Raw genomic sequence first — 22,625 nt, forward strand, 5'->3', positions numbered from 1 at the left:
GCTCATGAAACACCATGCACAAATTTCTGTAGATGGCTTTACTTTAGACATTGTCTATCCAATGCATCCGCTTTGGAGCCAAGTTATCGAGCATGTTTCTCAGCGTTATCAAGAAGCATTCTTTGCCGAGCTCAAACAGTTTATGCCGGCGTATTTAACCCTCATTGACGGCGGTCAAATTATTTCCGTATGCGGCTTTCGCATCGCCGAAGATGAACCTTTGTTCCTTGAACAGTATTTAGAAGACGACGCCCAAAAGCTGGTTTCTAACGTATTTAGCTGCGACGTAAAACGTTCGAACTTAGTGGAGTTTGGTCACTTGGCATCTTTCGCTAAGGGCATGTCATCTCTGCACTTCTACCTGATCGCAGAAATGCTGGTCAATCTCGGTTTTGAATGGTGCATCTTCACCGCGACAGACCCTCTTCACGCAATGATGGCGCGTCTAGGATTGGAGCCTCATATCATCGCGCAGGCCGATCAAAATAAAGTCCCCTATGCCAAGTCCACTTGGGGTTCGTACTACGAACATCAACCGCGTGTGTTAGCTGGCAATTTGCAAAAAGGACTAGAGCGCCTTCGATTAGTCCAAGAAAAAAAACGTAAACAAGCCTAGATAGAAAAGTAAACGTCGTTAAAACCGCAAACACAACCAGAACAACTTGATTAAACACCACGCCAGAATATAGGTGATGTATGAATATTCTCCTCGATGCCATTACAAAATGGGCAAAAACGACACCAGATCGAGTAGCACTTGTCGGCTACGAAGCGAATCAAACGGTTGAACTGACTTACTCTGAATTGTTAAACAAGATCGAACTCGTTGCCGCCGAGCTTATTGCACAGAACATCAAAGCACTCGCGCTACGCGCAGAAAACAGCATCGATTGGGCCATTGTTGATTTGGCGGCGATGGCGGCAGACATAGTCGTCGTACCTATTCCGACTTTTTTCTCTGATGCACAAGTTGAACATACGTTAGAGCAATCAGGCGTCGATGCTTTAGTTGGCGATTGGCAAGCATGGTTGGCTTCTCATCCTAAGCAAAGCTTTAACCAGCAAGACCATCCGTTTTCCATTGCAAATTTGCCTTTGCTGCGTCGTAACCAGTTGGGAGATGAAGGTACACAGGTAGCTTATCTACCAGAAACCGGAAAAATCACATTTACGTCTGGCTCGACTGGTCAGCCTAAAGGCGTGTGTTTAAGCAATGATCATTTGTGTTTGGTGGCGAAGTCGCTCGCCGATGCAGTAAACAGCGCGGCGCACTCGCACTTAGTGCTGCTTCCGTTATCGACGCTTCTCGAAAACATAACCGGTGTTTATGTACCACTCATGTTGGGCGTGACGTCATATATTTTACCCGGAGAGCAAACCGGCCTACTCGGTTCAAGCCAATTCGAACCGCGTTTGTTTGCACAAGCATTAGTGACCATCAAACCAGAAAGCTTAGTGCTAACACCAGCTTTATTGCTTGCGCTCATTCACATCGCGAAACAGCAGCCCTCTCTTGTGGATTCTCTAAAATTTGTCGCCGTTGGCGGCGCAAGAGTGTCGTCGCAACTGATTAACACCGCGCATGCGCTGAACATCCCTGCGTTTGAAGGCTATGGCTTGTCTGAATGTGGCTCTGTTGTTTGTTTGAATACACCAGCCGCATTTAAAGCAGGAACGTGTGGCAAACCGCTTCCGCACACTCAGATTCGTATCGCGGAAGATGGTGAACTGCTCGTCAAAGGCAACGTTGCTCTTGGTTATTTGAATGAGCCGTTTACTCAAGAATGGTTAGCGACTGGCGACTTAGCCCAAATTGACGCGCAAGGCTTTGTCACTCTCTCGGGGCGCAAGAAGAACCTTATCGTCACCGCATACGGCAGAAATGTCTCACCGGAATGGATTGAATCAGAAGCGTTGGCGTTTTTGCCGATGACGCCACTGATCGTTACAGGCGATAGCCAACAAACATTATGCGCTGTCATTGCCAATAGCGAAGACGTCGAAGCAAAGGTTCATGCATTAAACCGAACCCTACCCGATTACGCTCAGATCCGAACCTTATTGCTGCTGGACAACCCACCAGCCATCTCTGGTTGGTACACGGATAACGGCAAGCTCAAACGAAATCAAATCGAACATGATGTGGCTCAGTTATTAGCGAGCACAACGCCTGAATTAACGCTGCAAGCGCAAAAGATCCAACGCATCGATTTGCCCTTCCAGCAACACATTACGTCTTTCCAAACTGCATCTTAGTTAACGGCTTCTTAAGGAGAAGGTTATGACTTTATTTTTCGAACAACTCAAACAAAGCACTACCGCTGCTCAACAAGCAATGTTAACTGCGCCAGTCATCGCAGACGTTCAACAAGGCAACATTTCCAAAGATATGTATATCGCCTTTCTAACCCAAGCTTACCATCACGTTAAGCACACTGTTCCCTTGCTGATGGCGTGTGGAGGCCGCCTATCTGGCGAATACGAATGGGTACGAGATGCCATTGCCGAGTACATCGAGGAAGAGAAAGGCCATCAAAAATGGATTTTAAATGACATCAAAGCGTGCGGCGGCGATGCCGAAGCAGTGCGCAATAACAAAGATGTAGGTCAAGTAGGTGCACCGATTGAACTGATGGTTTCCTACCTTTACCACAACATTGACCGCCACAACCCACTCGCGCTGTTTGGCATGGTGTGGGTATTAGAAGGCACCAGCGTCGGCATTGGTGGCCAAATGGCAGAAAAAATTCAGTCAACCCTCAACCTGCCCTCTTCAGCAATGACTTACCTAGTTTCACATAGCGTGTTAGACCAAGATCATCTGCAATTTTTTGAATCATTGATGAACAAGATCACCAAAGCGGAAGATCAACAAATCATCATCGACTCAGCAAACATGGTGTTTGACCTTTACGGACAAATGCTGCGCTCTTTGCCTTCTTTCTCAACCCAACAAGCGGCGTGAGGTGAAGCATGATCATTAACAACAGCACCATTCTCCTGACAGGCGCAACGGGCGGAATTGGGCAAGCCATCGCGCAAGAGTTAGCCAAACGCGGTGCCAGCCTCATTCTTGTTGGGCGAAACGAAGAGAGCTTGCAAACACTACAGCGTGAACTGTCGAATCCAGAACGTCATGACGTAGTCGTTGCAGACATCGCCTCACCAGAAGGATTAACTGCGATAAAAGATCGAGCGCGTCAACATCAAAAAGTGGACGCACTGATTAACAATGCGGGCAGCAACGATTTCTCGTTGTTAAGTCACAAACGACCAACGCAGATTGCAGACGAAATCCAACTCAATCTCGTTGCGCCGATGCTGCTGTGCCAATCGGCGTTAACGTGGTTAAAGCAGCCTGGGGTGATTCTCAATATAGGTTCCACATTCGGCTCAATTGGCTACCCAGGCTATACCTCCTATTGCGCGGCAAAAGCGGGGTTGCACCGTTTTACCGAATCGCTCGACAGAGAGCTGTTCGCAACCGGAATCCGTGCGCTGTATTTGGCACCAAGAGCGACAGAAACCTCGCTCAATAGCGATGCCGTCAATGAAATGAATCGACAACTGGGTAACAAAACGGACTCGCCGCAAGTTGTAGCCGATCACGTTGTCACCATGTTGGAAAAAGAAATTTCCGCGAAATGGATTGGTTGGCCAGAAAAGCTTTTTGCGCGCATCAATCAACTGCTTCCAAGCGTGGTTTCTTCTGCGATTCGTAAGCAGCAAGAAACCATTCACCAATACGTAAACCGAGTCAGTCACTGAAGAGGACATAGACGATGAATACCAAACAACTATTTTGCGCTTTGACGGTTTGTTCAACGTTAGCTTCGACCGCTGCGTTGGCAAGTAATACTCCACTGCAACAGGTTCAAAAGAAATGGGCGGAATGTCAGTACAGCACACCCGATGGAGACGAAAAGGAACAATGCTTCCATCGCGCGATTGCCAAAACCAGTATTTATCTCGACAGAGAACCGGGCAATCCCGAACTCACTGTTTGGCTGGCAATCAATAAAGCATCGCTGGCTGGTGCTCAAGGTGGCTTGGGTGCACTATCACTCGCCAAAGAAGCCAAATCTTTACTCGAAGGGGTAATCGCAACGTCACCGCAAGCGCTTGATGGATCTGCATACACCAGTTTAGGTTCTCTGTATTACAAAGTTCCGGGCTGGCCAATTGGCTTTGGTGATGACGATAAAGCCGAAGAAATGTTGAAAAAAGCGTTAGAGATCAATCCAAAAGGCATCGATCCGAACTATTTTTATGGAGACTTCCTTGCAGAAGAAGGTCGAGACAAGGAAGCGAAAGTGTATTTGACTCGCGCAATGCAGGCGTCACCTCGCCCTGACCGACCTTTGGCTGATAAAGGTCGAAAACTGGAAATTGAAGCGACTCTTGGGAGTTTGAAATAATCCATGCGCTTATTACTCGTAGAAGATGACAAACTACTCGGTCAATCCATGGTGACTTCATTAAGTCGCCATGGGTACACCGTGGATTGGGTGGAAAAAGGCTCTGGCGTGACTAGCGCACTCAAAACAGAAGCGTTCACCGCCGTAATATTGGATCTCACTCTCCCCGATATCGATGGATTGGAAGTTCTGCGTAATATTCGCAAAGGCGGATTTAAGCTCCCAGTGATGATACTTACCGCACGAGACGACATTCGCGATCGCGTTCAAGGCCTTGATGGCGGCGCAGATGATTACCTCGGAAAACCGTTTGCACTCGAAGAGTTGCTCGCTCGCTTGCGTGTGTTGATTCGCCGTCAATCCGGTAGTGCAGAAGAAATCATTCAAGTTGGGCAGTTATCTTTATCCTTATCGGAACAAAGCATTCGCTACGATGACGCTCCGCTTAAACTCACACGCAATGAATTTAAAATCCTCACCAGCTTGATGACGAACGCCGGACGCGTGCAAAGTAAGGAGCAATTGCAACAATCACTACACGGCTGGGATGAAGGTTCAAGCGACAACGCTATCGAAGTTCATATTCACAATTTGCGTAAAAAAGCGCCCAAAGTGGTCATTAAAAATATTCGCGGTGTGGGGTACATTCTTGAAAGATAAGAAATCGTACTCGATCAAACGTCAGTTAACTCTATCAGTAGGCGTGTTGGTAAGTGTTCTCTTACTCATCTCACTTTATTTCAGTTTCCAATCTGCGAAGCACGAGGTCGAAGAAGTTTATGACGCTAGGCTTGGACAATCCGCAAAATTAATGTTGCTGACGCTCTCAATTTCAACGGAAGAGAGGACTCTCGCTAACCATCGAGAATTATTTAATGAGTGGATGGAAAACATTGAGTCAATGTCAAAGTCTGACGACGACAATGTCACAACGTTCGGCCACCCTTATGAACAAAACTTGGTTTTTCAATTCTATCGAGACAACACACTGCTCTGGAGCTCTGATCAAACCTTGCACGCACTCTCTACGTCCTTTGATAATAACGGCTACGCTGATATCGTAAAAGACGGGACACAATGGCGTACATTTCAGATTTCACTGCCACAAACAAAACATGATAATGAATACGTCGTGGTTGCAGAAAAATACAAGATACGTAAAGAGATCATCCACGAAATTGCCCTATCCACATCAATAGAACAATTGCTGATACTACCAACTTTGTTGCTTTTGCTGTTTTGGTTGATCGATAAACATTTCCGACCGATTAACGACCTGCGCACCGCCATCACACAAAGAAACGTACACCGATTAGATCGCATTCATGTAAAAGACAACACCGTTGAACTCGCACCACTTGTCGATTCGCTCAACTCTCTCCTCTCTGAACTAGAGTTAGCCTGGCAAAGAGAGAGACGCTTTACACGTGCTGCAGCGCATGAACTAAAAACCCCACTAACAATCCTTCGTCTTAACGTAGAAAATGCACTTGAAAGTAATGATCCGGAGCAACTGAGAGGAGATTTACACAACATTCTGCAAGGCATTGAACGCACTGACCGCCTTATCCATCAGCTACTGACTTTAGCTAAAGTAGATAGCTTATCAGAACGGATATTCGACACCGTTGAGCTAACCCCTTTGTTGCAAACCGTTGTTGCTGATTTGGCACCGTTAGCATTGAAGCATAAGCAAGACATCAGTTTATCATCTTCCAACATCGCTATATCCGGTGATCGAATGTTGTTAGAGGTGTTATTTCGTAACCTCGTCGATAATGCGATTCGTTACTCCGGCGAGCACAGTGACATACAAGTCAGCGTCACAGAGAACAATAATACAATCAAAGTCTTAATTTCCGATACTGGTCCAGAAATCCCGAAAGAAACTCGTGAAAGAATCTTCGAACAGTTTTATCGGGGTCATTCCGAACATGGCGACGGTGCGGGTTTAGGGATGTCAATTTGCAAAGACATTACAGCACTACACCGTGCAACACTGGAGCTCATTCCCAGAGAAAATAGTAGGAATACGTTTGTCGTCACTTTCCCAAAGTGCTAACAAAAGCGATACAGGCCATAACCTGTTTAATTTATGTTCCAGCCGAACATGAGCTTCATTCCACACTTACATAGACATACCAACACTTACAATACTCGACCATAAACCCACATTATAATTCACGTTTATTTCACGCTTGCTTTGTTAAAAACAACACAACATAACAATTAAACTATTCGAATAAATATGAAAAACTTATCTAAGGGCTCTGTGTGGGGGCCTTTGCAGCCAATTGCTGCTTTTTCTTTGTTTTCACTTATATTTTTGTCTATCTCACGCGTTTTGCTCGCCTTTTGGCAACTTGATCGAATTGACTCTTTCAACGACTTAATTTACATCCTAGGCCAAGGCTTACGCGTAGACATTGCAACACTGTGCTGGTTATTCATCCTCCCTGCACTGCTTTCAGCCCTAATGCCATTAAACGGCAAGATTGGGCAATGCTGGAAATGGATATTGCGCATATGGATGGTTTTAGGGCTTTGGATTCTCGTGTACATGGAACTGGCAACGGCGCCATTCATTCAAGAATATGACCTACGTCCAAACCGCCTGTTTGTTGAATACCTCATCTACCCGAAAGAAGTGATGAGCATGCTTTGGACTGGCTACAAACTAGAACTGTTTATTGGTGCAATCGGCACAGCTTTGACGCTAGTTTTAGGCTGGAAATGGAGCAAAAAACTGACCGATAGCGCGCAACAAATCAATTGGAAATGGCGCCCTCTTTTGGCGATTTTCGTTGTGCTTCTTTGTGTTGCAGGCGCTCGTTCGTCTTTGGGTCACCGTCCGCTCAACCCTGCTATGGTGGCGTTTTCGAACGATCCACTGCTTAACGACTTAGCACTGAATTCGTCTTACTCATTGCTATTTGCTGTCAACAATATGAAGTCAGAAAAGAGCGCTGAGCAGTTCTACGGCAAGATGGACAATCAAAAGATGTTGGATCTCGTTCGCGCTTCATCAACGAAGATCGACTTTGATCCTACATTGCTACCAACCATGAACAGCAACCCAGCGACGTACCAAGGAAAGCGTAAAAACTTGGTTATCTTGTTACAAGAGAGCTTGGGCGCACAGTTTGTGGGCTCTTTGGGTGGTCTGCCTCTTACACCAAACCTTGATGAACTGATGCAAGAAGGCTGGCAGTTCACACAAATGTACGCAACGGGTACTCGTTCTGTTCGTGGTATCGAAGCCGTAACCACGGGTTTTCCACCATCCCCTTCTCGCGCAGTGGTGAAACTAAGCAAAAGCCAAACAGGCTTCTTTACCATCGCAGACTTACTCAAAGCACAAGGCTATCACACGCAATTTATTTATGGCGGTGAAGCAAACTTCGATAACATGAAAACCTTCTTCTACGGTAATGGTTTTGATAAAATCGTCGAAGAAGATAATTACAATAACCCAAGCTTTGTTGGCTCTTGGGGGGTCAGTGATGAAGACTTATACAACAAAGCAGACGAAGAGTTTGAACGTCTTTCAAAAAGCGACAAACCTTTTTTCAGCTTAGTTTTTACGTCAAGCAATCACAGTCCTTATGAGTATCCGAAAGGTAAAATTGAGCCATACGATTCCGAACACATGACGCGTAATAACGCGGTAAAATATTCAGATTACGCTTTGGGTACGTTCTTTGAAAAGGCGAAAAACTCATCCTACTGGGATGATACTATTTTCATTGTCATTGCAGACCACGATGCCCGCGTGTCTGGCGCTAACTTGGTTCCAGTTAAGCACTTCCACATTCCTGCATTGATCATTGGTAAAGACATTCAACCACGTAAAGATGACCGTATCGCAAACAACATAGATATGCCGCCTACGCTGTTGTCTCTTATTGGCGTAGACGCCAAAACGCCGATGATTGGTCGTGATTTAACGAAACCACTGGCTCGCGAAGATGAACGCGCAATGATGCAATACGACAAAAACTTTGGTTATTTAACGCGTGACAACCTAGTTGTGCTTTCTCCTGGTGAAAAAGTATCGACCCTGGCGTACGACTTTGAAAGCCAAACCATGAAACCGCTAGAAGTCGATGAATCCGTTATTGAACGCGCAAAAGCAAACGCATTGTTTGCATCTAAGGCGTATCAAAACAACTGGTACGCTTCGAAACGTACCAACTAATATCCGCTGATTCAGTTAAAAGGGAGCCAACTGGCTCCTTTTCTTTATTCTGTAAGGCTCTTCACTCTTAGAGTACATGGAGGAACGCACACTTTGTATCTAGAAAATCATAGTTCATATGTAGAGAATGAACTTTTCAGGATTGTGTTCGATAACTAAGGCCAACACGTAAACAACGAGGCTTGTTGATATCAAGCCAAACAAAAAACTGACCCGAAATACCATCGTTGTTATCGTGATAAAACCATAGGCAAATACACCACTATTAATCATAGCGTACAAATTATCCAGACCAAAACTTGGTAAGGGTGCGCTAATAAATAGGAGTGAAAACATCATAATATTTGAAATTTTTTTAACCCAACTTGGTTTTTGTAGATAAAAACCCGAAATAGAAAAGGACAACAACAGCAATGGCACTAACCCATAATAAGTAAATTTGTAATATGGCGTAATCCAATCTGAACTCTGGTTTAAGAATAGTATTATGCAAGTAACAATGGTCGATGATAACGCTAAAGAAAAACACTTTGTCCCTTTGTAAGGTTTGTCTTCAAAGTTAAATAACTTAAAAATTCCCACTGCAATACCAAGAACAACCCATGCAAATGTCACTAGCTGTAAAAATGCGATCTCTTCGCGGATGGCAAAAAAGCCAAAGTAAATAGCATGATAAAAAGACCAAACCATACCAATTGGTAAACCCAAGGAGAGTTTTTCTAGGAGAATTTCTGACTGCTCTTCGTAATGAATAGTCCACCATACTAGTGCGACATAAGCGAGCAACACACCAAAAATGACAACATATTGCGCTTCTGAGATACTGATAATCATTGGAACTAAGGCTAGGGTTAAGCCAATGATAACAAATAGAATCTGGTAACAAATCGCGGGTAATGTGCAAATAAGTCGCCAAAATACCCTACCGATATCTTGAAGAAGTTCGTAGGTTTGAGCGATAAAATAAGCAACAGCAGCGATAAGAAGCAACACTCCACATAGTTTCATCAGGTTAACTAAGTTAAATAGTTTCACCCAGTCACTGCTTTCTTCGGCTTGCTGCAGCTCTTTTTGAGCGTCATCAATGTGAGCGAGTTTCAATAAGGCATTTTTTCTGTCTTCATTTTCGAGAAAGTGTCCAAACTCTTGGTTTGCTTCACTCTCCGTTATCACTCCATTTTTGTAAAGAAGATAGATAGTTGAAAGGCTCACTCTTTCTATTTCTGTAAGATCACGAATTTTTTCTTTATTATTAATTTCATTGATAGTTAAAATTTGACTTTCTTTCTTTTCTATATTTTTTGCTGAAATACTTAATGAACATGTAACACAAAAAATAATAATTAACAGTGAACTAATCGTTTTACACATATGAACGGGATTGCTTTTGACAAGGAAATGTCGAGAAGATAAATGGAATCAAATACAAAGCAAACGATATGTTCATATGCTCGATCCTGAGCCAATAAAATTGAAAGTGATACTTCTCACTATTTCAAACAAGGTACTTTAACTTGGTCTACTGACAAAGCCTGTCTTACCCTTCCGTTAGATTCAACCTCATACTTCTAGTAAATTGAGAAACAGACCATGCTAACTATCAATTCATTCGTCCTCTATGTTGAGGACATCCACGTAAGCCAAGCTTTTTACTCGAAACTGTTTGATTGTGAGGTCACGTTTTTGTCTCCAACATTTGCTTCTATGCCACTCGCAAATGGCTTAAAACTGACACTCAAGCAAAGTGATGTTCTTTCCCCTTCCAGCGACATCAAAGGTGGTGGCACCGAGTTATCATTTGCAGTGCGCAACCGCCATACGTTAGAGCACGTTTACAACAGTTGGAAAAACATGGGCGTTGAGTTTGCTCAACCACCAATGACTTCGGTGTATGGCTTAAATTTTGTGGCTACCGATCCGGATAAACATCGCATTCGCGTTTTTATTAGTGAATAAAAATGCGTTAAAAATGCTTTTTACCCATTCCCAATGTGACTTCAATAAATTAGACTCAGGGAAACATCAAAAGCTTCGTAGTATATAAGAAGGAATGCCCATGAGCTCAAGTATGATCCTTAGCGAATCTCTAATCGAGAGTGGAAGAGATATCCCCCTCAAAGAACTGCTTTATGCAAAGCGCGTGCTGGATAACTACATGGCGGTAGCAAAAGAGAGCAGCCCACTTGAGCTGTTGATAGAGATGAAATCGGCAGCAAAGCAAGTGGAATACTTTACCACTACGAGTAACCCGTGTGCGGCTCGTAATGTCATCAGTCAGATGATTGAAAAAATCGACACCGCGGAATCTTTTGAGTCGTTCAAGGCTTTAGCAGGCAAGCCCTCACTAGCTCTCAATGAACTGATTGAAGATCGCGCCCAACTGATTAAACATGAGCAAGAATTGCTGCTTGCTTCAGGCTATGACGCCTCGCGTATCTAAGAATAAACGCTAGCTCCCGAGTTTAAAGCTAGCAACGAAAAAGGAGCTCTTAAAGAGCTCCTTTTACTTTCCCAAATCAGGTATAAAAGATCTAGAGGCCGATATCTTCAGTTATTGCTTTGATTTGCTTGAGATCCATTTTATAAACTTCAATCATTTGATCGACCTGACTTAGTCGTGAATTGGCTTCATCGTGTTTATCACACGCGTCCGATTTCACGTCCCAAGATTTACCTTCCAAAAATACATCACACTCTTTTTTGAGTTTCTCGATCTTAGGCAATAATTTCGCCCTTTCTTTCTCTAGAGACTCCAATTCTTGCGAAATTTTCAGCTCTTTTTGAAACACCTCGCGCGATCGTTCAAAGATAGTCGCTTGCATATCCGCTTGACGACTCAACTTCTCATTTTCCGACTTCGTCGTATTGATCTTATCTGCCTGTTGTTTCAATTGAGACTCTAGCGACAAGTTAACTTTCTCGACCTCAGTCAATTGCTTTTGTAACTTCTTAAGCGCTTTCTCGTGCGCTTCATCTTTCGCAACGAGCAGTTCAGTGACTTTATCTTGTATTTCTTGGTCGAGCGCTTCTTCGCGCACTTTTACTTGAGACACCAACTGCGTTTTATCTTGCGTCAACGCTTGGTATTTTTCTTCTAGCACATGATAAGTCGATTCCCACTTGTTCGCAGTGACAATCGATCCAACAAGGCCACCAAATGCCAAGCCTAATACCGCAGCAATCGCGATATAGATATGAGTACGTTTGTCACGCTCTTCAATGACAACAACGTCGTCTTGTTCTTCCATCTTGTTCTGAGAACTCACCGTATACTACTCCAAGGACTCTTTTACTTTGCTAGCGGATCAATTCCGCAAACATAATCGATGCTGTATAAATCAGAAAGGCGCCAATTAATGTTATAACGGTCGCTTTTTGGACTTTTTCATTGGTTCGATAACGAAACAGCACAAATGCTACTGCAATCAACACCGCAATGGCTAATAATCTGGTCATACCGCCTCCTTGTCCACTCATGAAAAACTGCCTAGGTCCATAGACGGTTTCACAAAGATTTATTGTAACTCATTTATACGCCCCATAAGGTCAACTTAGCGTAGATTTTAAAATAAGTGCTTCGATTTTAATCAAACTTGTGTTCTCAATTGAATAACTTATACCGTAATAATCGAAACATATTTATCGTTCTGAAGTGTGTTCTTGGTTCTATTCCCTAGCCCAATGAGTTTTGTTTATGCAGTTGCTCACACAAAAAACTTGGTAAACATAGCTTCGTGAAAATAAGTGGGGTTATTTCGTTGAAAATAAATTGATATAGGGTGTTGAAATGGACCAAAAACATGATAGAGTTCACACGTTAATGATGACCAGCATCATTAACTAACCTTTACTCATTTAATTGAGTAATTGTTCCGATGAAGACTGCAGGAGAGTGGTTATTAATCAAATTGTAACATTTGATTAGCATAACTCGCCGAAGAATTAACTATTTCAGGTGCTACCTAGGTAGCGGGGACTGTCGTTGGAGGAACCTCTGGAGAGAACCGTTAAATCGGTCGCCGAAGGAGCAAGTCTTGCACTCACGCAAGGTGAAACTCTCAGGCAAAAGGACAGAGGAGTGGAAAGTTACAACCTAACTATTTTGCTTGGCCTTCCCGCCTACAACCAATAGCTTAGTTCTTTTAGAGATCGTTGATCTCGTCCTTTCCCTCTTCTCCTTATTAGTTGTTTTATTAAGGGGAAATCATGAACGACCTACAATCTTTACTACAAACCATCGATAATTTTGTCTGGGGTCCACCACTGCTTATTTTGCTAGTGGGTACCGGTGTTTACTTCACTTTTAGCCTCGGCTTGATCCAGTTTAAACATCTCCCAACAGCGCTAGCGATGGTATTCAGTAAAGATAAGTCATCTGATAAACAAGGTGACGTTTCTAGCTTTGCAGCACTTTGTACTGCGCTCTCAGCAACGATTGGTACTGGTAACATTGTTGGTGTTGCCACCGCGATCAAACTTGGTGGACCAGGTGCCCTATTCTGGATGTGGCTCGCCGCCCTTTTCGGAATGGCGACTAAATACGCCGAATGTTTGTTAGCGGTTAAATACCGAAGAGTAGATGATAAAGGCCAAATGATTGGTGGCCCGATGTACTATCTGCAATACGGTGTTGGCTCAAAAGCCCTCGCGATCATGTTTGCAGTGTTTGCTTTGGGTGTTGCTTGTTTTGGTATTGGTACGTTTCCACAAGTAAACGCGATTCTGGATGCAAGTGAGATATCTCTCGGTGTTGACCGTGAGCTCTCTGCCTTTGTACTGACTCTTTTGGTTGCTTTCGTGACTTTAGGTGGTATCAAATCCATTGCTAACGTTGCAGGAAAAGTGGTTCCTACCATGGCTGTATTTTACGTGTTGGCGTGTTTAAGCGTGATCATCATGAATGCAGACCAATTGTTCAATGCCGTTGAATTAGTGTTGGTATCAGCATTTACATCAACAGCAGCGACTGGCGGTTTCTTAGGTGCAAGTATCATGCTGGCAATCCAATCAGGTATCGCTCGTGGCGTATTCTCAAACGAATCTGGTTTGGGTAGCGCGCCTATGGCAGCAGCGGCAGCGAAAACAGACTCTTGTGTGAAACAAGGCCTGATTTCAATGACAGGTACCTTCTTTGATACCATCATTATTTGTACCATGACGGGCCTAGCCTTGATCCTTACTGGCGCATGGCAAAGCGACTTTTCTGGTGCAGCAATGACGACTCATGCCTTTGCGGTAGGTTTAAATGCGGATACATTTGGCCCAATGCTGGTTTCAATTGGTTTGATGTTTTTTGCATTCACAACCATTCTTGGATGGAACTACTACGGTGAGCGTTGCGTTGTGTTCCTCTTTGGTACAAAAGCGGTGCTTCCTTATAAGCTGATTTTCGTTGCTTTGGTGGCATCAGGCGCGTTCCTCCATCTAGACATGATTTGGCTACTCGCCGATATCGTAAATGGTCTGATGGCGATTCCTAACCTAATCGGTTTGATCGCACTGCGTCACGTCGTGCTGGCAGAAACCAAGCTGTTCTTTAGCTCAGCATCGCAATCTGATCAAATTGAAGCAGTAAAAGCTTAGTGACATGACAAGTGTTCAGTAATGAACCGTCAATCGCTGAAAGTAAATTGGAAATGGTAAAAACATAAAGCCCGCTGGTATTCAGCGGGCTTTATTTTATCTTAAGTTAAGCGGTTAATCTCTCAACCATTGATGCTCAACCTTTTCTCCACGTTCTTGAAAAAACTTCGCATTTTTTTGCTTGAATTGATCCGACTTCAGCTCTGATAGCGGCCAGTCTGAAAACGCCTCTGTTACGAACGAATCTCCAACCCCAACTTCAATCGATTCAAGATGCTTCCCGATGTAGCGATAAAAGTAGCTCTGCCCCAGTGCATCACAAACCATCGGCACATGTCTCATGCGTTGATGGTTGACGGATACTGAAGCCCAAGTTGTCGTTTTAGGTTCGCAACTTTGCTCTTTTACAACATCAACTTCAAATTTATTGTCCATTGTTGTCGAGACAAAAACGACAATACCGTCATTCATATACACACGTCGAAGTAATAGCTGTTTCGTATCTTGAGTTCGCGTCTGTTGTATTCCATTGGAAAATGGCTCGAAATAGCCCCAGTGCCAAGACCAGGTCATGCCACGTTGCGCAAACTGTACCTGTGGCCATGTCTGCCAAACAATGGCACCAACCACGCCAGTAATAAACACAACGAGCAATATCAAAAGGTGGTAAATATTGCGCATTACACGGGCTTTTCAATCAATAACTTTACGCCAAGTGCGACTAAGACAGCGCCCGTCGCCCCTTCCATCCACTTCATAAAGCTTGCATTCTTTAACAGGCTCTTAGCTGAGTTAAGTGCGCCAGCCAAACCACACTGCCAAACCATCGCAATAATAAAGTGCACGGATGCCATCATCATTGATTGAAGCAAAGGAGAACCTTCTGGATTCACAAACTGTGGCAAGAACGCCAAGTAAAAAACTGCCGTTTTTGGGTTCAAGACGTTAGAAAGAAAGCCCTCTCTAAAAGAGCGTTTGCCATTAAACACTTCATGAACCTGCTCAGTCACTGACAAACCATTCTTCGACGACATCAGGGCTTTTAAACTGCTCAAACCAAGCCAAATAAGATAAGCTGCACCAATCATTTTTACGATTTGGAACAACTCTGCAGATTGCGCCAGAATGGCCGAAATTCCAACCGCTGAAAAGAAAGCATGCACAAATAAGCCAAAGCAAATCCCTAAACTGGTTGTACATCCGTCTTTTAAACCCGCGCGACTGGTATTACGGATAACAAGGGCCGTATCTAAACCCGGCGTTAGCGTTAAAATAGTGATGGCAATAATAAATGCCTCAAAATTCAAGATATCCATATTATCGTGATAATTAATTGTTAATCCGTCATCAATACCGTCAATCCACGAGATTCGCAAGCTTCTTTTTTAAGAGAGCTATACAACTGGGTGAATTTATGGACAATGAGTGACGATTAATTGTTAATTATTAGTAAATTAACGCAGGTTGTTTCGTGCAACTCGACGTAAAGGACCCGTTATCGGGTGTTTAGGGAAAGAACAAAAGAATAAGAGTAGTCACATGAAAGCATTTACAAAACTCATTGAACATTCCAAAAAAGTGGCAAACTTTGAGCACCTCTCTGCCATCATAGGTTGGGACCAAGCAGCGGTCATGCCATCTGGTGGCGCTGAAGCACGCTCCAATGCTATGGCAGAGCTTGATGTACACATCCACTCATTGATGACTCAGCCACACTTGGGCGAGCTTTTCGCTCAGGCAGAAGAAGAGACGCTATCTGCGAGTGAAAAGTCCATCCTACGAGAAATGAAACGTGAATGGCAACAAGCTAACTTGCTACCAGAATCATTAGTTCAAGCTCAATCTCTTGCTGGCTCCAAATGTGAACATGCATGGCGTACGCAACGAGGAGAAAATGACTGGTCTGGCTTTGAAAAAAACTGGGCAGAAGTCGTCAAGCTATCGCAAGAAGAAGCGCAAATTAGAGCCGAAGCAAACGGCACAACGCCTTACGATGCCATGCTTGATATTTATGAACCAGGCACAACGTCTGCATCGTTAGACGCGCTTTTTGCTGACGTAAAAACGTGGCTACCTTCCTTGATAGACGAAGCGCTTGAAAAACAGCAATCAGACAACATCTTATTGCCAACTGCGCACTACCCTGCGGAAAAACAAAAAGCGCTGGGACTGGAAGTCATGAAGCTACTTCAATTCGATTTTGAACACGGTCGGCTTGATGAAAGTGTCCACCCATTTTGTGGCGGTGTGCCAACAGATGTGCGTATTACAACACGTTATGATGAAAGCGAGTTTGTCCAATCATTGATGGGGATCGTCCACGAAACTGGCCATGCCCGATACGAGCAAGGGCTACCAAAAGATTTAGCAGGAACACCAGCTGGTCAAGCCCGCTCTATGGGAATTCATGAGTCACAGTCGCTCTTCTTTGAAATGCAAATAGGACGAAACAACGCATTTATCGACCACCTTGCTCACATGGCTTCCAAGCATTTTTCTGGGGATGAATTTGAAAAAGACAATCTAGCCAAAATCTACACTCGCGTAGAGAAAGGCTTTATTCGCGTAGATGCGGACGAATTAACATACCCTGCCCACGTTATTCTTCGATATGAGATTGAACGTGATCTTATGAACGGTGCCATCAAGCATACAGACGTACCAGAGCTCTGGAACGAAAAAATGAAAGCGTATTTGGGACTCTCAACGGAAGGGAATTTCAAAAACGGTTGTATGCAGGACATTCATTGGACGGATGGAAGTTTTGGATATTTCCCGTCCTACACTCTCGGTGCGATGTATGCAGCCCAGTTCATGGCCGCAATGAAGCAAACGGTAGATGTGGACGCGGTTATTCGCTCTGGCGATCTGACGCCGATATTCGATTGGCTGTCGAAGAACATCTGGAGTAAAGGCAGCTTATTAACAACGGATGATCTCGTAAGAGAAGCAACGGGTGAAACACTAAATGCTAAGCACTTCCAAGCGCACCTAAAAGGCCGCTACCTGTAAATAGAAAAAGAATAGAACGTAAAAGCCCAAGGTTCGTATGTTCCTTGGGCTTTTTTAAGCTCTTTCTATGCTATGCCAAGCTAGGGATAAGTCTGGGCTTGTACAAACAATCCTCGCCTTCAGGTCTGGTTTTAAACCGACGGTGAAGCCACATATATTGGCTCGGACTTGCCATGATTGACGTTTCAACTATCTTATTCACGAAAACTGCCGCACCTTGAGGATCTTCTTTCGGGAAACCGTCAACTGGCGCACTAATCGTCAAAGTATAGTGTCCGTCTTTTCCTCTTACCATCGTAAAAGGCACGATGGCACAATCTGTCGAATCAACCAGCAGACTTGTACCTGTCGTCGTGCAAGCATTTTTAACGGCAAATAATGGCGCAAACGTTGAGCGTCGGTTTCCATAATCATGATCCGGTGCATACCAGACCCGCTCACCCGTTCTAAGCGCTTCAAGCATGGCTTTAACGTTCTTGCGATCAATAAGCGTACGATTAGAGCGAGAACGCCCCTTGTATTGAAAGTAATCAAAACACGGATTGTTGTTTGGGCGATAAACACCAGTTCCAGACTTTTTAATGCCAAAAGCACGAGCACCTAACTCTAAGTTCATCGAGTGTACGGCCAACATTAATGCCCCTTTGCCTGATTTTTCTAAAGCCTCGAGGTGCTCCATTCCTTTTATCGTAACGTGTTTGTTTACCCGTTTATCAGACCAAAACCATGCCATCGCGGTCTCAAATAGCGCAATACCTGTATTGTCGATATTGTCTTTTAAAATTGCTTCGCGTTGGCATTCTTCCATCTGAGGAAAGCAAAGCTCAAGATTGCGTCTAATCGTAACTTGACGTTTTTTCATGATTCGCATGGCTAAACGGCCAATGCCACGTCCTAATGCTAACTGAACTTTGAAAGGAAGGAGACTGAGTAAGTACATTACGCTGATGATAATTAAGGTTCCCCAGTAACGAGGCAAAAGAAATTCAGCCTTGAATTCAGGCTTTTGGTATTTATTCATGTGAGTATTGTCAGATGTGCCCATCTATAAGTGATAAAAACAATGATAATGGACTGCACTTTTATCATTGATAGCGCTAATAACATAAATTAAAGCGCGCGGATTCTATGGTTCTTCGACACACTACACAATAAGAACTTTGCAGAAATATGTAGGGGGATGAAAAAGCAGCAAAGATGAATCACCACGTTAACATCGATTGGAGTGATTAATCTACCGCACTTTCATAAAGTTTGGACAAACATAACTTTGTGTTTTCAATGCGCTAGATAATGGTGTTTTTTTAACCCCATAATGCAGCTATCATGAAAATAACAATAAACATGATAACCATTACCCTGAACAAGTAAGACAACTTTCCGGTGCCACCTTTTGGCGCTTGGTTACAGCATCCCATTATGTTTCTCCATCGTTTCATTTCGATATGGCGTTAATGTACTCCTTGACCTTAGGGGAAAGTCAAACCTTTACCTAAAGGTTCTAATTTATCGCTATAAGTGTTTATTTATCCGACATATCACTCGTTTATATCCCATGGAAATAAAGCGCGTTGTTTTCAGCTCATTTTCGGATAAATACATACCGTTTTTCGCTATATACCCACTATTTATGAGGAATCTACAATACGCGAGTCTTACTTGTAGCACGCTACTTTTACAGCCTAGAAGTTGTGCGCTCATCCATTAAAGGTATCGAATGAGCAATATCGTTAAATCCGCCGTTAAATTGAGTGTTTTCTCTATCATCATGATCACCATAACTTCGGTCGACAGCATAAGGAACATTCCTGGGGCGGCTTTGTTTGGTAGCCATGCCATTTCTTTCTTCTTACTTGCTGGACTCTGTTTTTTTGTCCCTACAGCGCTAGTGTGTGCTGAGCTAAGTACCACTTATCCAAAGCAAGGTGGTGTATATCTTTGGGGCAAAGAAACACTAGGGCCAAACTTTGGCTTTGCCACCGTGTGGTATCAATACGCTGAAAATATTGTTTACTATCCACCGTTAATTTCATTCATTGTTGCAACGGGGGCCTACCCTTTTTTCCCAGACCTGGCGCAAAACAACATGTTTATGTTGGTGATGATTAATGTGATTTTTTGGGCGTTAACTTTAGTTAATATCTTTGGCTTGCGCCTCTCTTCCCTGATTACAAATGTATTCGGCACCCTAGGTTTGATATTTCCGATTCTATTGATTATCGGATTAGGCGGGTACTGGGCGTATACCCATCCTGGTGAGTCTCATATCTCGCTTCGCCACGTATCTGACTGGTTGCCGGACCTTTCTCAAGATGGGATCGGAGCGGGTTTTACTGCGGTAGTTCTGTCACTTACAGGCCTTGAAATCACGACCTCTTATGCAAGCGAAGTAGAAAATCCGCAAAAAGCCTATCCCAAAGCTCTGCTGATCTCCACAACCTTAATCTTGGTTTCTCTGACGGCGTGCTCACTGTCTATTTCTTCGGTCGTCTCAAGTGATCATTCTAGTTTGAGTGAAGGAGTGATACTTGCCTTCAAAGCTTTTTTTGATGATCTGCACCTCTCATTCCTGCTGCCTGTCATTGCCCTTGCTATTGTTTTTGGCACGCTTGCAAGCCTGAATAACTGGATAATCGCCCCAACTAAAAGTCTACATGTTGCCGCAAAAGATAGTTTCATGCCGATGTCGCTCGCCAAAGAAAACCGCAACCAAGCCCCCGTCTCATTATTGCTCTTGCAAGGCGCGATTGTTAGCGTGCTCTCTTTGGTTTTCATTTTTGTTCCAAACGTCAATCAAGGCATGTGGCTATTGAATATCCTGATGACTCAGCTCTATATGGTGATGTACATCTGTATTTTTGTTAGCTTTTTGGTCTCACGATACAAACACGCAGATATTGAGCGCCCATTTCGAGTTGCGGGCGGAAAAATAGGAATGTGTTTAGTGGCAGGGTTAGGCTTGATAAGTTGCTTGGTGACGATTGTTGTATCTTTTGACGTGCCAGCAGGAATTAGCGCAAAAACTGGGGCATATGCACTGATATTAGGGTTTATCACATTTAGCCTCCCAGCGTTCGCCGCCGTGATGTATCGCAATCGAAAACATCGTCAACAAAGCAAAATGCTTGAGGTACTAGTAAGTTAACTATTGGATTGACATTAAAAAGCCGCAGCAATTTCTCGCTACGGCTTTTTATTTGGCATCACAAGTGGTGTTAGTTATCCGTGTCCTACAGTCTTGGATAACAGGTTAACAATCATCACACCAGTGAGGATAAACCCAATGCCAACAAGCGCCGGCAAATCTAGTCGCTGTCCATAAACAAAGTAGCCAACCGTCGCAACTAAAACAATACCCGCCCCACTCCATATGGCGTAAACAACCCCAACAGGCATCGTTTTTACCGTGACGGAAAGCAAGAAGAAAGCAATGCCGTAACCAATCAGAACGACTGTACTCGGCATCATTTTCGTAAATTGCTCTGTTTTGGGAATATAGGAAGTGGCAATCACTTCACATACAATCGCGATCGACAGCGCCAACATTGGCGGCATAGAGACAAGCATTTTGAACATAAGGCATTAACGCTCAACAGAAATGTAACCGACAACACGTCCGGATAATTAGGTCGCGCATTATACCCAACTCATCTCTCGATGGAATACCTCTTACTCAAGCAGCTTCAAAATGCAGGATTCACAGCGTGATCACTTGAATATAGAGACATTCACACGCCATCGCTTTCACTCACTTCTTGATGAGTAAGCGACAGGCCTGCTTTTTGGTGCTGCCGAGCAATTTCAAAGTAGATGTGCATATCAATTGGCTCTGGTGTATTGAGTAGCATCTTGCCCACTTCTCGTTGAAAGTGACCATAATTACCTAACTCATCCGTCAGCCCTAGCTGCTCGTAAGAAGCTTCATTGGCAAACATTCCATAGGCATACTGATAATGACTTAGATCCTTGCTCTTATCATGACCAAGCTCTTGAAGGGCTTGATCAATTTCTTTCGGCGTATAAGTATCTTTATCGCCAAACAAGCGCAATAGTACGCTAGGAACCTCTTGAGCGATGCTCTGAATTTTTGTCTTTCTTTTAAAAATACCGAACATAATGTCCTCCACTGACGATGTTTCCAAATACACACTTTAATGCATATTGGTGAGCTGATTGTTTTTAGTATGGCTCATTAATCTGAGACTTCCTTACAACGAAGTCACTTTCGCATATTAACGTGATCACATAATTACCAGCAAATAGTACGACCAGCGTTTCAAACATATCTCATCAGAAACTCCGCTCTAGTCACAATTGTGTGACAGCTTCGAGCTCGGTTTACCATAATGTAAAGAGTAGATTGAAAAGTCATATTTCGTATCGACATCTAAACTTAATTAAGTTAGCTTTAGAAGTATAGACGTCTAGATTGACTATACTTAGGGAGAGAAAGTCGTGCCAATTAGAATTCCAGATCAATTACCAGCTACCGATGTGCTAAGGACAGAGAACATCTTCGTAATGAGTGAAACGCGTGCTGCGAGTCAGGAAATACGTCCTTTACGAGTGCTGATCCTGAATCTGATGCCCAAAAAAATAGAAACTGAAACTCAGTTTTTGCGTCTACTCTCAAACAGCCCATTACAAGTCAATGTCGAGTTATTGCGCATTGATAACCGCCCAAGCAAAAATACGCCAACCGAACATTTGGATACTTTTTATCGTCAATTTGAAATGGTGAGAGATAAAAATTTCGATGGCATGATCATTACTGGTGCGCCACTAGGTTTGGTTCAATTTGAAGATGTCATTTATTGGGACCACCTAAAAACCATCATGGAATGGGCAAAAGATCATGTGACATCGACTCTTTATGTCTGCTGGGCAGCACAAGCAGGGCTGAAGTTGCTCTACGATCTACCTAAAAAAACGCGTAAAGAAAAACTTTCAGGCGTGTACCATCACCAGATTCATCATCAATTCCATCCTATGTTACGTGGGTTTGATGACACATTTTTAGCGCCTCATTCACGCTATGCCGACTTTTCACCTCACTTTTTAGAAGAACATACCGACTTAGACATCCTAGCCACGTCGGATGTTGCAGGTGTTTACTTAGCTACAACAAAAGACAAGAGAAATGTGTTTGTTACTGGGCATCCTGAATACGATTCGCATACCTTACATAACGAATATATCCGCGATTTAAGCGAAGGCATGGAACCAGCCATTCCCGTCAACTACTATCCAAACAACAATCCTGATAATCCACCAATTGCCAGTTGGAGAAGTCATGGACATCTCCTCTTTTTAAACTGGCTGAACTACTGCGTTTACCAGCAAACACCTTATGATCTTGATCACTTCAGTGAAGACGCTTTTACTAAAGACGATTAACCTCAAAGCACGTAAAC

General features: G+C 43.6%; 22 protein-coding genes and 1 riboswitch. Of the genes, 14 read left to right on the forward strand and 8 right to left on the reverse strand.

All coding sequences use genetic code 11. The annotated features are described in order from the left end of the window. The first annotated feature begins 4 nt into the window (after positions 1-4). The 8 genes from D8S93_RS04725 to D8S93_RS04760 all read left to right on the forward strand — a co-directional run bounded on the left by D8S93_RS04725 (position 5) and on the right by D8S93_RS04760 (position 8,616). Positions 5-616, forward strand: coding sequence for a thermostable hemolysin (locus D8S93_RS04725; RefSeq protein ID WP_152812226.1), 612 nt, complete (start codon positions 5-7; stop codon positions 614-616). Between the two features lie 80 nt (positions 617-696). Next, a complete protein-coding gene (locus D8S93_RS04730) occupies positions 697-2,256 on the forward strand; it encodes an AMP-binding protein (protein WP_152812228.1) in 1,560 nt (519 codons plus the stop codon). Positions 2,257-2,281: 25 nt separating this feature from the next. After that, complete coding sequence (locus D8S93_RS04735) at positions 2,282-2,965, forward strand: TenA family transcriptional regulator (RefSeq protein ID WP_152812230.1); 684 nt, start codon at positions 2,282-2,284, stop codon at positions 2,963-2,965. 8 nt (positions 2,966-2,973) lie between these two features. Further along, positions 2,974-3,768 (forward strand): SDR family oxidoreductase, encoded by a 795-nt coding sequence (locus tag D8S93_RS04740; protein ID WP_152812232.1) that lies wholly within the window; start codon positions 2,974-2,976, stop codon positions 3,766-3,768. Positions 3,769-3,782: 14 nt separating this feature from the next. Continuing rightward, a complete protein-coding gene (locus D8S93_RS04745; protein ID WP_152812234.1) occupies positions 3,783-4,418 on the forward strand; it encodes a tetratricopeptide repeat protein in 636 nt (211 codons plus the stop codon). A 3-nt stretch (positions 4,419-4,421) separates the two neighbouring features. Further along, positions 4,422-5,078 (forward strand): response regulator, encoded by a 657-nt coding sequence (locus tag D8S93_RS04750; protein WP_005393404.1) that lies wholly within the window; start codon positions 4,422-4,424, stop codon positions 5,076-5,078. Then, a complete protein-coding gene (locus D8S93_RS04755; protein WP_152812236.1) occupies positions 5,068-6,480 on the forward strand; it encodes a sensor histidine kinase in 1,413 nt (470 codons plus the stop codon). Before D8S93_RS04750 ends, D8S93_RS04755 begins: the two co-directional genes overlap by 11 nt. Positions 6,481-6,666: 186 nt before the next feature. Further along, the gene (locus tag D8S93_RS04760) at positions 6,667-8,616 is read left to right on the forward strand and encodes an LTA synthase family protein (RefSeq protein ID WP_152812238.1); all 1,950 of its coding nucleotides are present in this window, start codon (positions 6,667-6,669) and stop codon (positions 8,614-8,616) included. 114 nt (positions 8,617-8,730) lie between these two features. Here D8S93_RS04760 and D8S93_RS04765 read toward each other — a convergent pair whose 3' ends face one another. Next, positions 8,731-9,987: an MFS transporter permease gene (locus D8S93_RS04765; protein ID WP_152812240.1), complete on the reverse strand. Its 1,257-nt coding sequence runs from the start codon at positions 9,985-9,987 to the stop codon at positions 8,731-8,733. A gap of 219 nt (positions 9,988-10,206) precedes the next feature. Here D8S93_RS04765 and D8S93_RS04770 point away from each other — a divergent pair, with 219 nt between their 5' ends. Continuing rightward, positions 10,207-10,572, forward strand: coding sequence for a VOC family protein (locus tag D8S93_RS04770; protein ID WP_005393412.1), 366 nt, complete (start codon positions 10,207-10,209; stop codon positions 10,570-10,572). Between the two features lie 100 nt (positions 10,573-10,672). Beyond that, complete coding sequence (locus tag D8S93_RS04775) at positions 10,673-11,056, forward strand: hypothetical protein (protein WP_152812242.1); 384 nt, start codon at positions 10,673-10,675, stop codon at positions 11,054-11,056. A 91-nt stretch (positions 11,057-11,147) separates the two neighbouring features. Here the strand turns inward: D8S93_RS04775 and D8S93_RS04780 are convergent, their stop codons facing one another. Together D8S93_RS04780 and D8S93_RS04785 are read right to left on the reverse strand one after the other, a co-directional pair. Beyond that, positions 11,148-11,882, reverse strand: a complete 735-nt coding sequence (locus D8S93_RS04780; RefSeq protein ID WP_012841883.1) for a hypothetical protein — start codon at positions 11,880-11,882, stop codon at positions 11,148-11,150. A 31-nt stretch (positions 11,883-11,913) separates the two neighbouring features. Continuing rightward, positions 11,914-12,072, reverse strand: coding sequence for a hypothetical protein (locus D8S93_RS04785; protein ID WP_005377784.1), 159 nt, complete (start codon positions 12,070-12,072; stop codon positions 11,914-11,916). 528 nt (positions 12,073-12,600) lie between these two features. Continuing rightward, positions 12,601-12,700: riboswitch (glycine riboswitch) on the forward strand. A 122-nt stretch (positions 12,701-12,822) separates the two neighbouring features. Here D8S93_RS04785 and D8S93_RS04790 point away from each other — a divergent pair. Continuing rightward, complete coding sequence (locus tag D8S93_RS04790) at positions 12,823-14,199, forward strand: alanine/glycine:cation symporter family protein (protein ID WP_005393417.1); 1,377 nt, start codon at positions 12,823-12,825, stop codon at positions 14,197-14,199. A gap of 114 nt (positions 14,200-14,313) precedes the next feature. Here the strand turns inward: D8S93_RS04790 and D8S93_RS04795 are convergent, their stop codons facing one another. After that, a complete protein-coding gene (locus D8S93_RS04795) occupies positions 14,314-14,880 on the reverse strand; it encodes a hypothetical protein (RefSeq protein ID WP_005393418.1) in 567 nt (188 codons plus the stop codon). Beyond that, a complete protein-coding gene (locus tag D8S93_RS04800) occupies positions 14,880-15,515 on the reverse strand; it encodes a LysE family translocator (protein ID WP_005393419.1) in 636 nt (211 codons plus the stop codon). The genes D8S93_RS04795 and D8S93_RS04800 overlap by 1 nt, the downstream gene beginning before the upstream one ends. Before the next feature lie 223 nt (positions 15,516-15,738). Here D8S93_RS04800 and D8S93_RS04805 point away from each other — a divergent pair, with 223 nt between their 5' ends. Beyond that, on the forward strand, positions 15,739-17,211 hold the full coding sequence (locus D8S93_RS04805) for a carboxypeptidase M32 (RefSeq protein ID WP_152812244.1): 1,473 nt from the start codon (positions 15,739-15,741) through the stop codon (positions 17,209-17,211). A gap of 70 nt (positions 17,212-17,281) precedes the next feature. Here D8S93_RS04805 and D8S93_RS04810 read toward each other — a convergent pair whose 3' ends face one another. Continuing rightward, positions 17,282-18,232 (reverse strand): LpxL/LpxP family Kdo(2)-lipid IV(A) lauroyl/palmitoleoyl acyltransferase, encoded by a 951-nt coding sequence (locus D8S93_RS04810; protein ID WP_041853039.1) that lies wholly within the window; start codon positions 18,230-18,232, stop codon positions 17,282-17,284. Positions 18,233-18,928: 696 nt separating this feature from the next. On the opposite strand from D8S93_RS04810, the gene D8S93_RS04815 reads away from it, so the two are divergent. Then, a complete protein-coding gene (locus D8S93_RS04815; protein WP_152812246.1) occupies positions 18,929-20,356 on the forward strand; it encodes an APC family permease in 1,428 nt (475 codons plus the stop codon). Positions 20,357-20,430: 74 nt separating this feature from the next. Here the strand turns inward: D8S93_RS04815 and D8S93_RS04820 are convergent, their stop codons facing one another. Beyond that, positions 20,431-20,766, reverse strand: a complete 336-nt coding sequence (locus D8S93_RS04820; RefSeq protein WP_065646842.1) for a DMT family transporter — start codon at positions 20,764-20,766, stop codon at positions 20,431-20,433. 173 nt (positions 20,767-20,939) lie between these two features. Beyond that, a complete protein-coding gene (locus D8S93_RS04825) occupies positions 20,940-21,326 on the reverse strand; it encodes a DUF6559 family protein (protein ID WP_012841885.1) in 387 nt (128 codons plus the stop codon). Positions 21,327-21,666: 340 nt separating this feature from the next. Between D8S93_RS04825 and metA the strand changes: the two genes are divergently transcribed. Beyond that, positions 21,667-22,608 (forward strand): homoserine O-acetyltransferase MetA, encoded by a 942-nt coding sequence (gene metA, locus D8S93_RS04830; RefSeq protein ID WP_006741610.1) that lies wholly within the window; start codon positions 21,667-21,669, stop codon positions 22,606-22,608. The last annotated feature ends 17 nt before the right edge of the window (positions 22,609-22,625 follow it).

The organism is Vibrio sp. VGrn 2 (assembly GCF_009361695.1).
GTDB lineage: Bacteria > Pseudomonadota > Gammaproteobacteria > Enterobacterales > Vibrionaceae > Vibrio > Vibrio diabolicus.

Coding starts and splice junctions, on each gene's coding strand:
- D8S93_RS04725 (WP_152812226.1), top strand. CDS start 5: ATGAAACACCATGCACAAATTTCTGTAGATGGCTTTACTTTAGACATT.
- D8S93_RS04785 (WP_005377784.1), bottom strand. CDS start 12,072: ATGACCAGATTATTAGCCATTGCGGTGTTGATTGCAGTAGCATTTGTG.
- D8S93_RS04740 (WP_152812232.1), top strand. CDS start 2,974: ATGATCATTAACAACAGCACCATTCTCCTGACAGGCGCAACGGGCGGA.
- D8S93_RS04820 (WP_065646842.1), bottom strand. CDS start 20,766: ATGCCGCCAATGTTGGCGCTGTCGATCGCGATTGTATGTGAAGTGATT.
- D8S93_RS04795 (WP_005393418.1), bottom strand. CDS start 14,880: ATGCGCAATATTTACCACCTTTTGATATTGCTCGTTGTGTTTATTACT.
- D8S93_RS04800 (WP_005393419.1), bottom strand. CDS start 15,515: ATGGATATCTTGAATTTTGAGGCATTTATTATTGCCATCACTATTTTA.
- D8S93_RS04750 (WP_005393404.1), top strand. CDS start 4,422: ATGCGCTTATTACTCGTAGAAGATGACAAACTACTCGGTCAATCCATG.
- D8S93_RS04770 (WP_005393412.1), top strand. CDS start 10,207: ATGCTAACTATCAATTCATTCGTCCTCTATGTTGAGGACATCCACGTA.
- D8S93_RS04805 (WP_152812244.1), top strand. CDS start 15,739: ATGAAAGCATTTACAAAACTCATTGAACATTCCAAAAAAGTGGCAAAC.
- D8S93_RS04735 (WP_152812230.1), top strand. CDS start 2,282: ATGACTTTATTTTTCGAACAACTCAAACAAAGCACTACCGCTGCTCAA.
- D8S93_RS04775 (WP_152812242.1), top strand. CDS start 10,673: ATGAGCTCAAGTATGATCCTTAGCGAATCTCTAATCGAGAGTGGAAGA.
- D8S93_RS04760 (WP_152812238.1), top strand. CDS start 6,667: ATGAAAAACTTATCTAAGGGCTCTGTGTGGGGGCCTTTGCAGCCAATT.
- D8S93_RS04825 (WP_012841885.1), bottom strand. CDS start 21,326: ATGTTCGGTATTTTTAAAAGAAAGACAAAAATTCAGAGCATCGCTCAA.
- D8S93_RS04765 (WP_152812240.1), bottom strand. CDS start 9,987: ATGTGTAAAACGATTAGTTCACTGTTAATTATTATTTTTTGTGTTACA.
- D8S93_RS04810 (WP_041853039.1), bottom strand. CDS start 18,232: ATGAATAAATACCAAAAGCCTGAATTCAAGGCTGAATTTCTTTTGCCT.
- D8S93_RS04745 (WP_152812234.1), top strand. CDS start 3,783: ATGAATACCAAACAACTATTTTGCGCTTTGACGGTTTGTTCAACGTTA.
- D8S93_RS04790 (WP_005393417.1), top strand. CDS start 12,823: ATGAACGACCTACAATCTTTACTACAAACCATCGATAATTTTGTCTGG.
- D8S93_RS04815 (WP_152812246.1), top strand. CDS start 18,929: ATGAGCAATATCGTTAAATCCGCCGTTAAATTGAGTGTTTTCTCTATC.
- D8S93_RS04730 (WP_152812228.1), top strand. CDS start 697: ATGAATATTCTCCTCGATGCCATTACAAAATGGGCAAAAACGACACCA.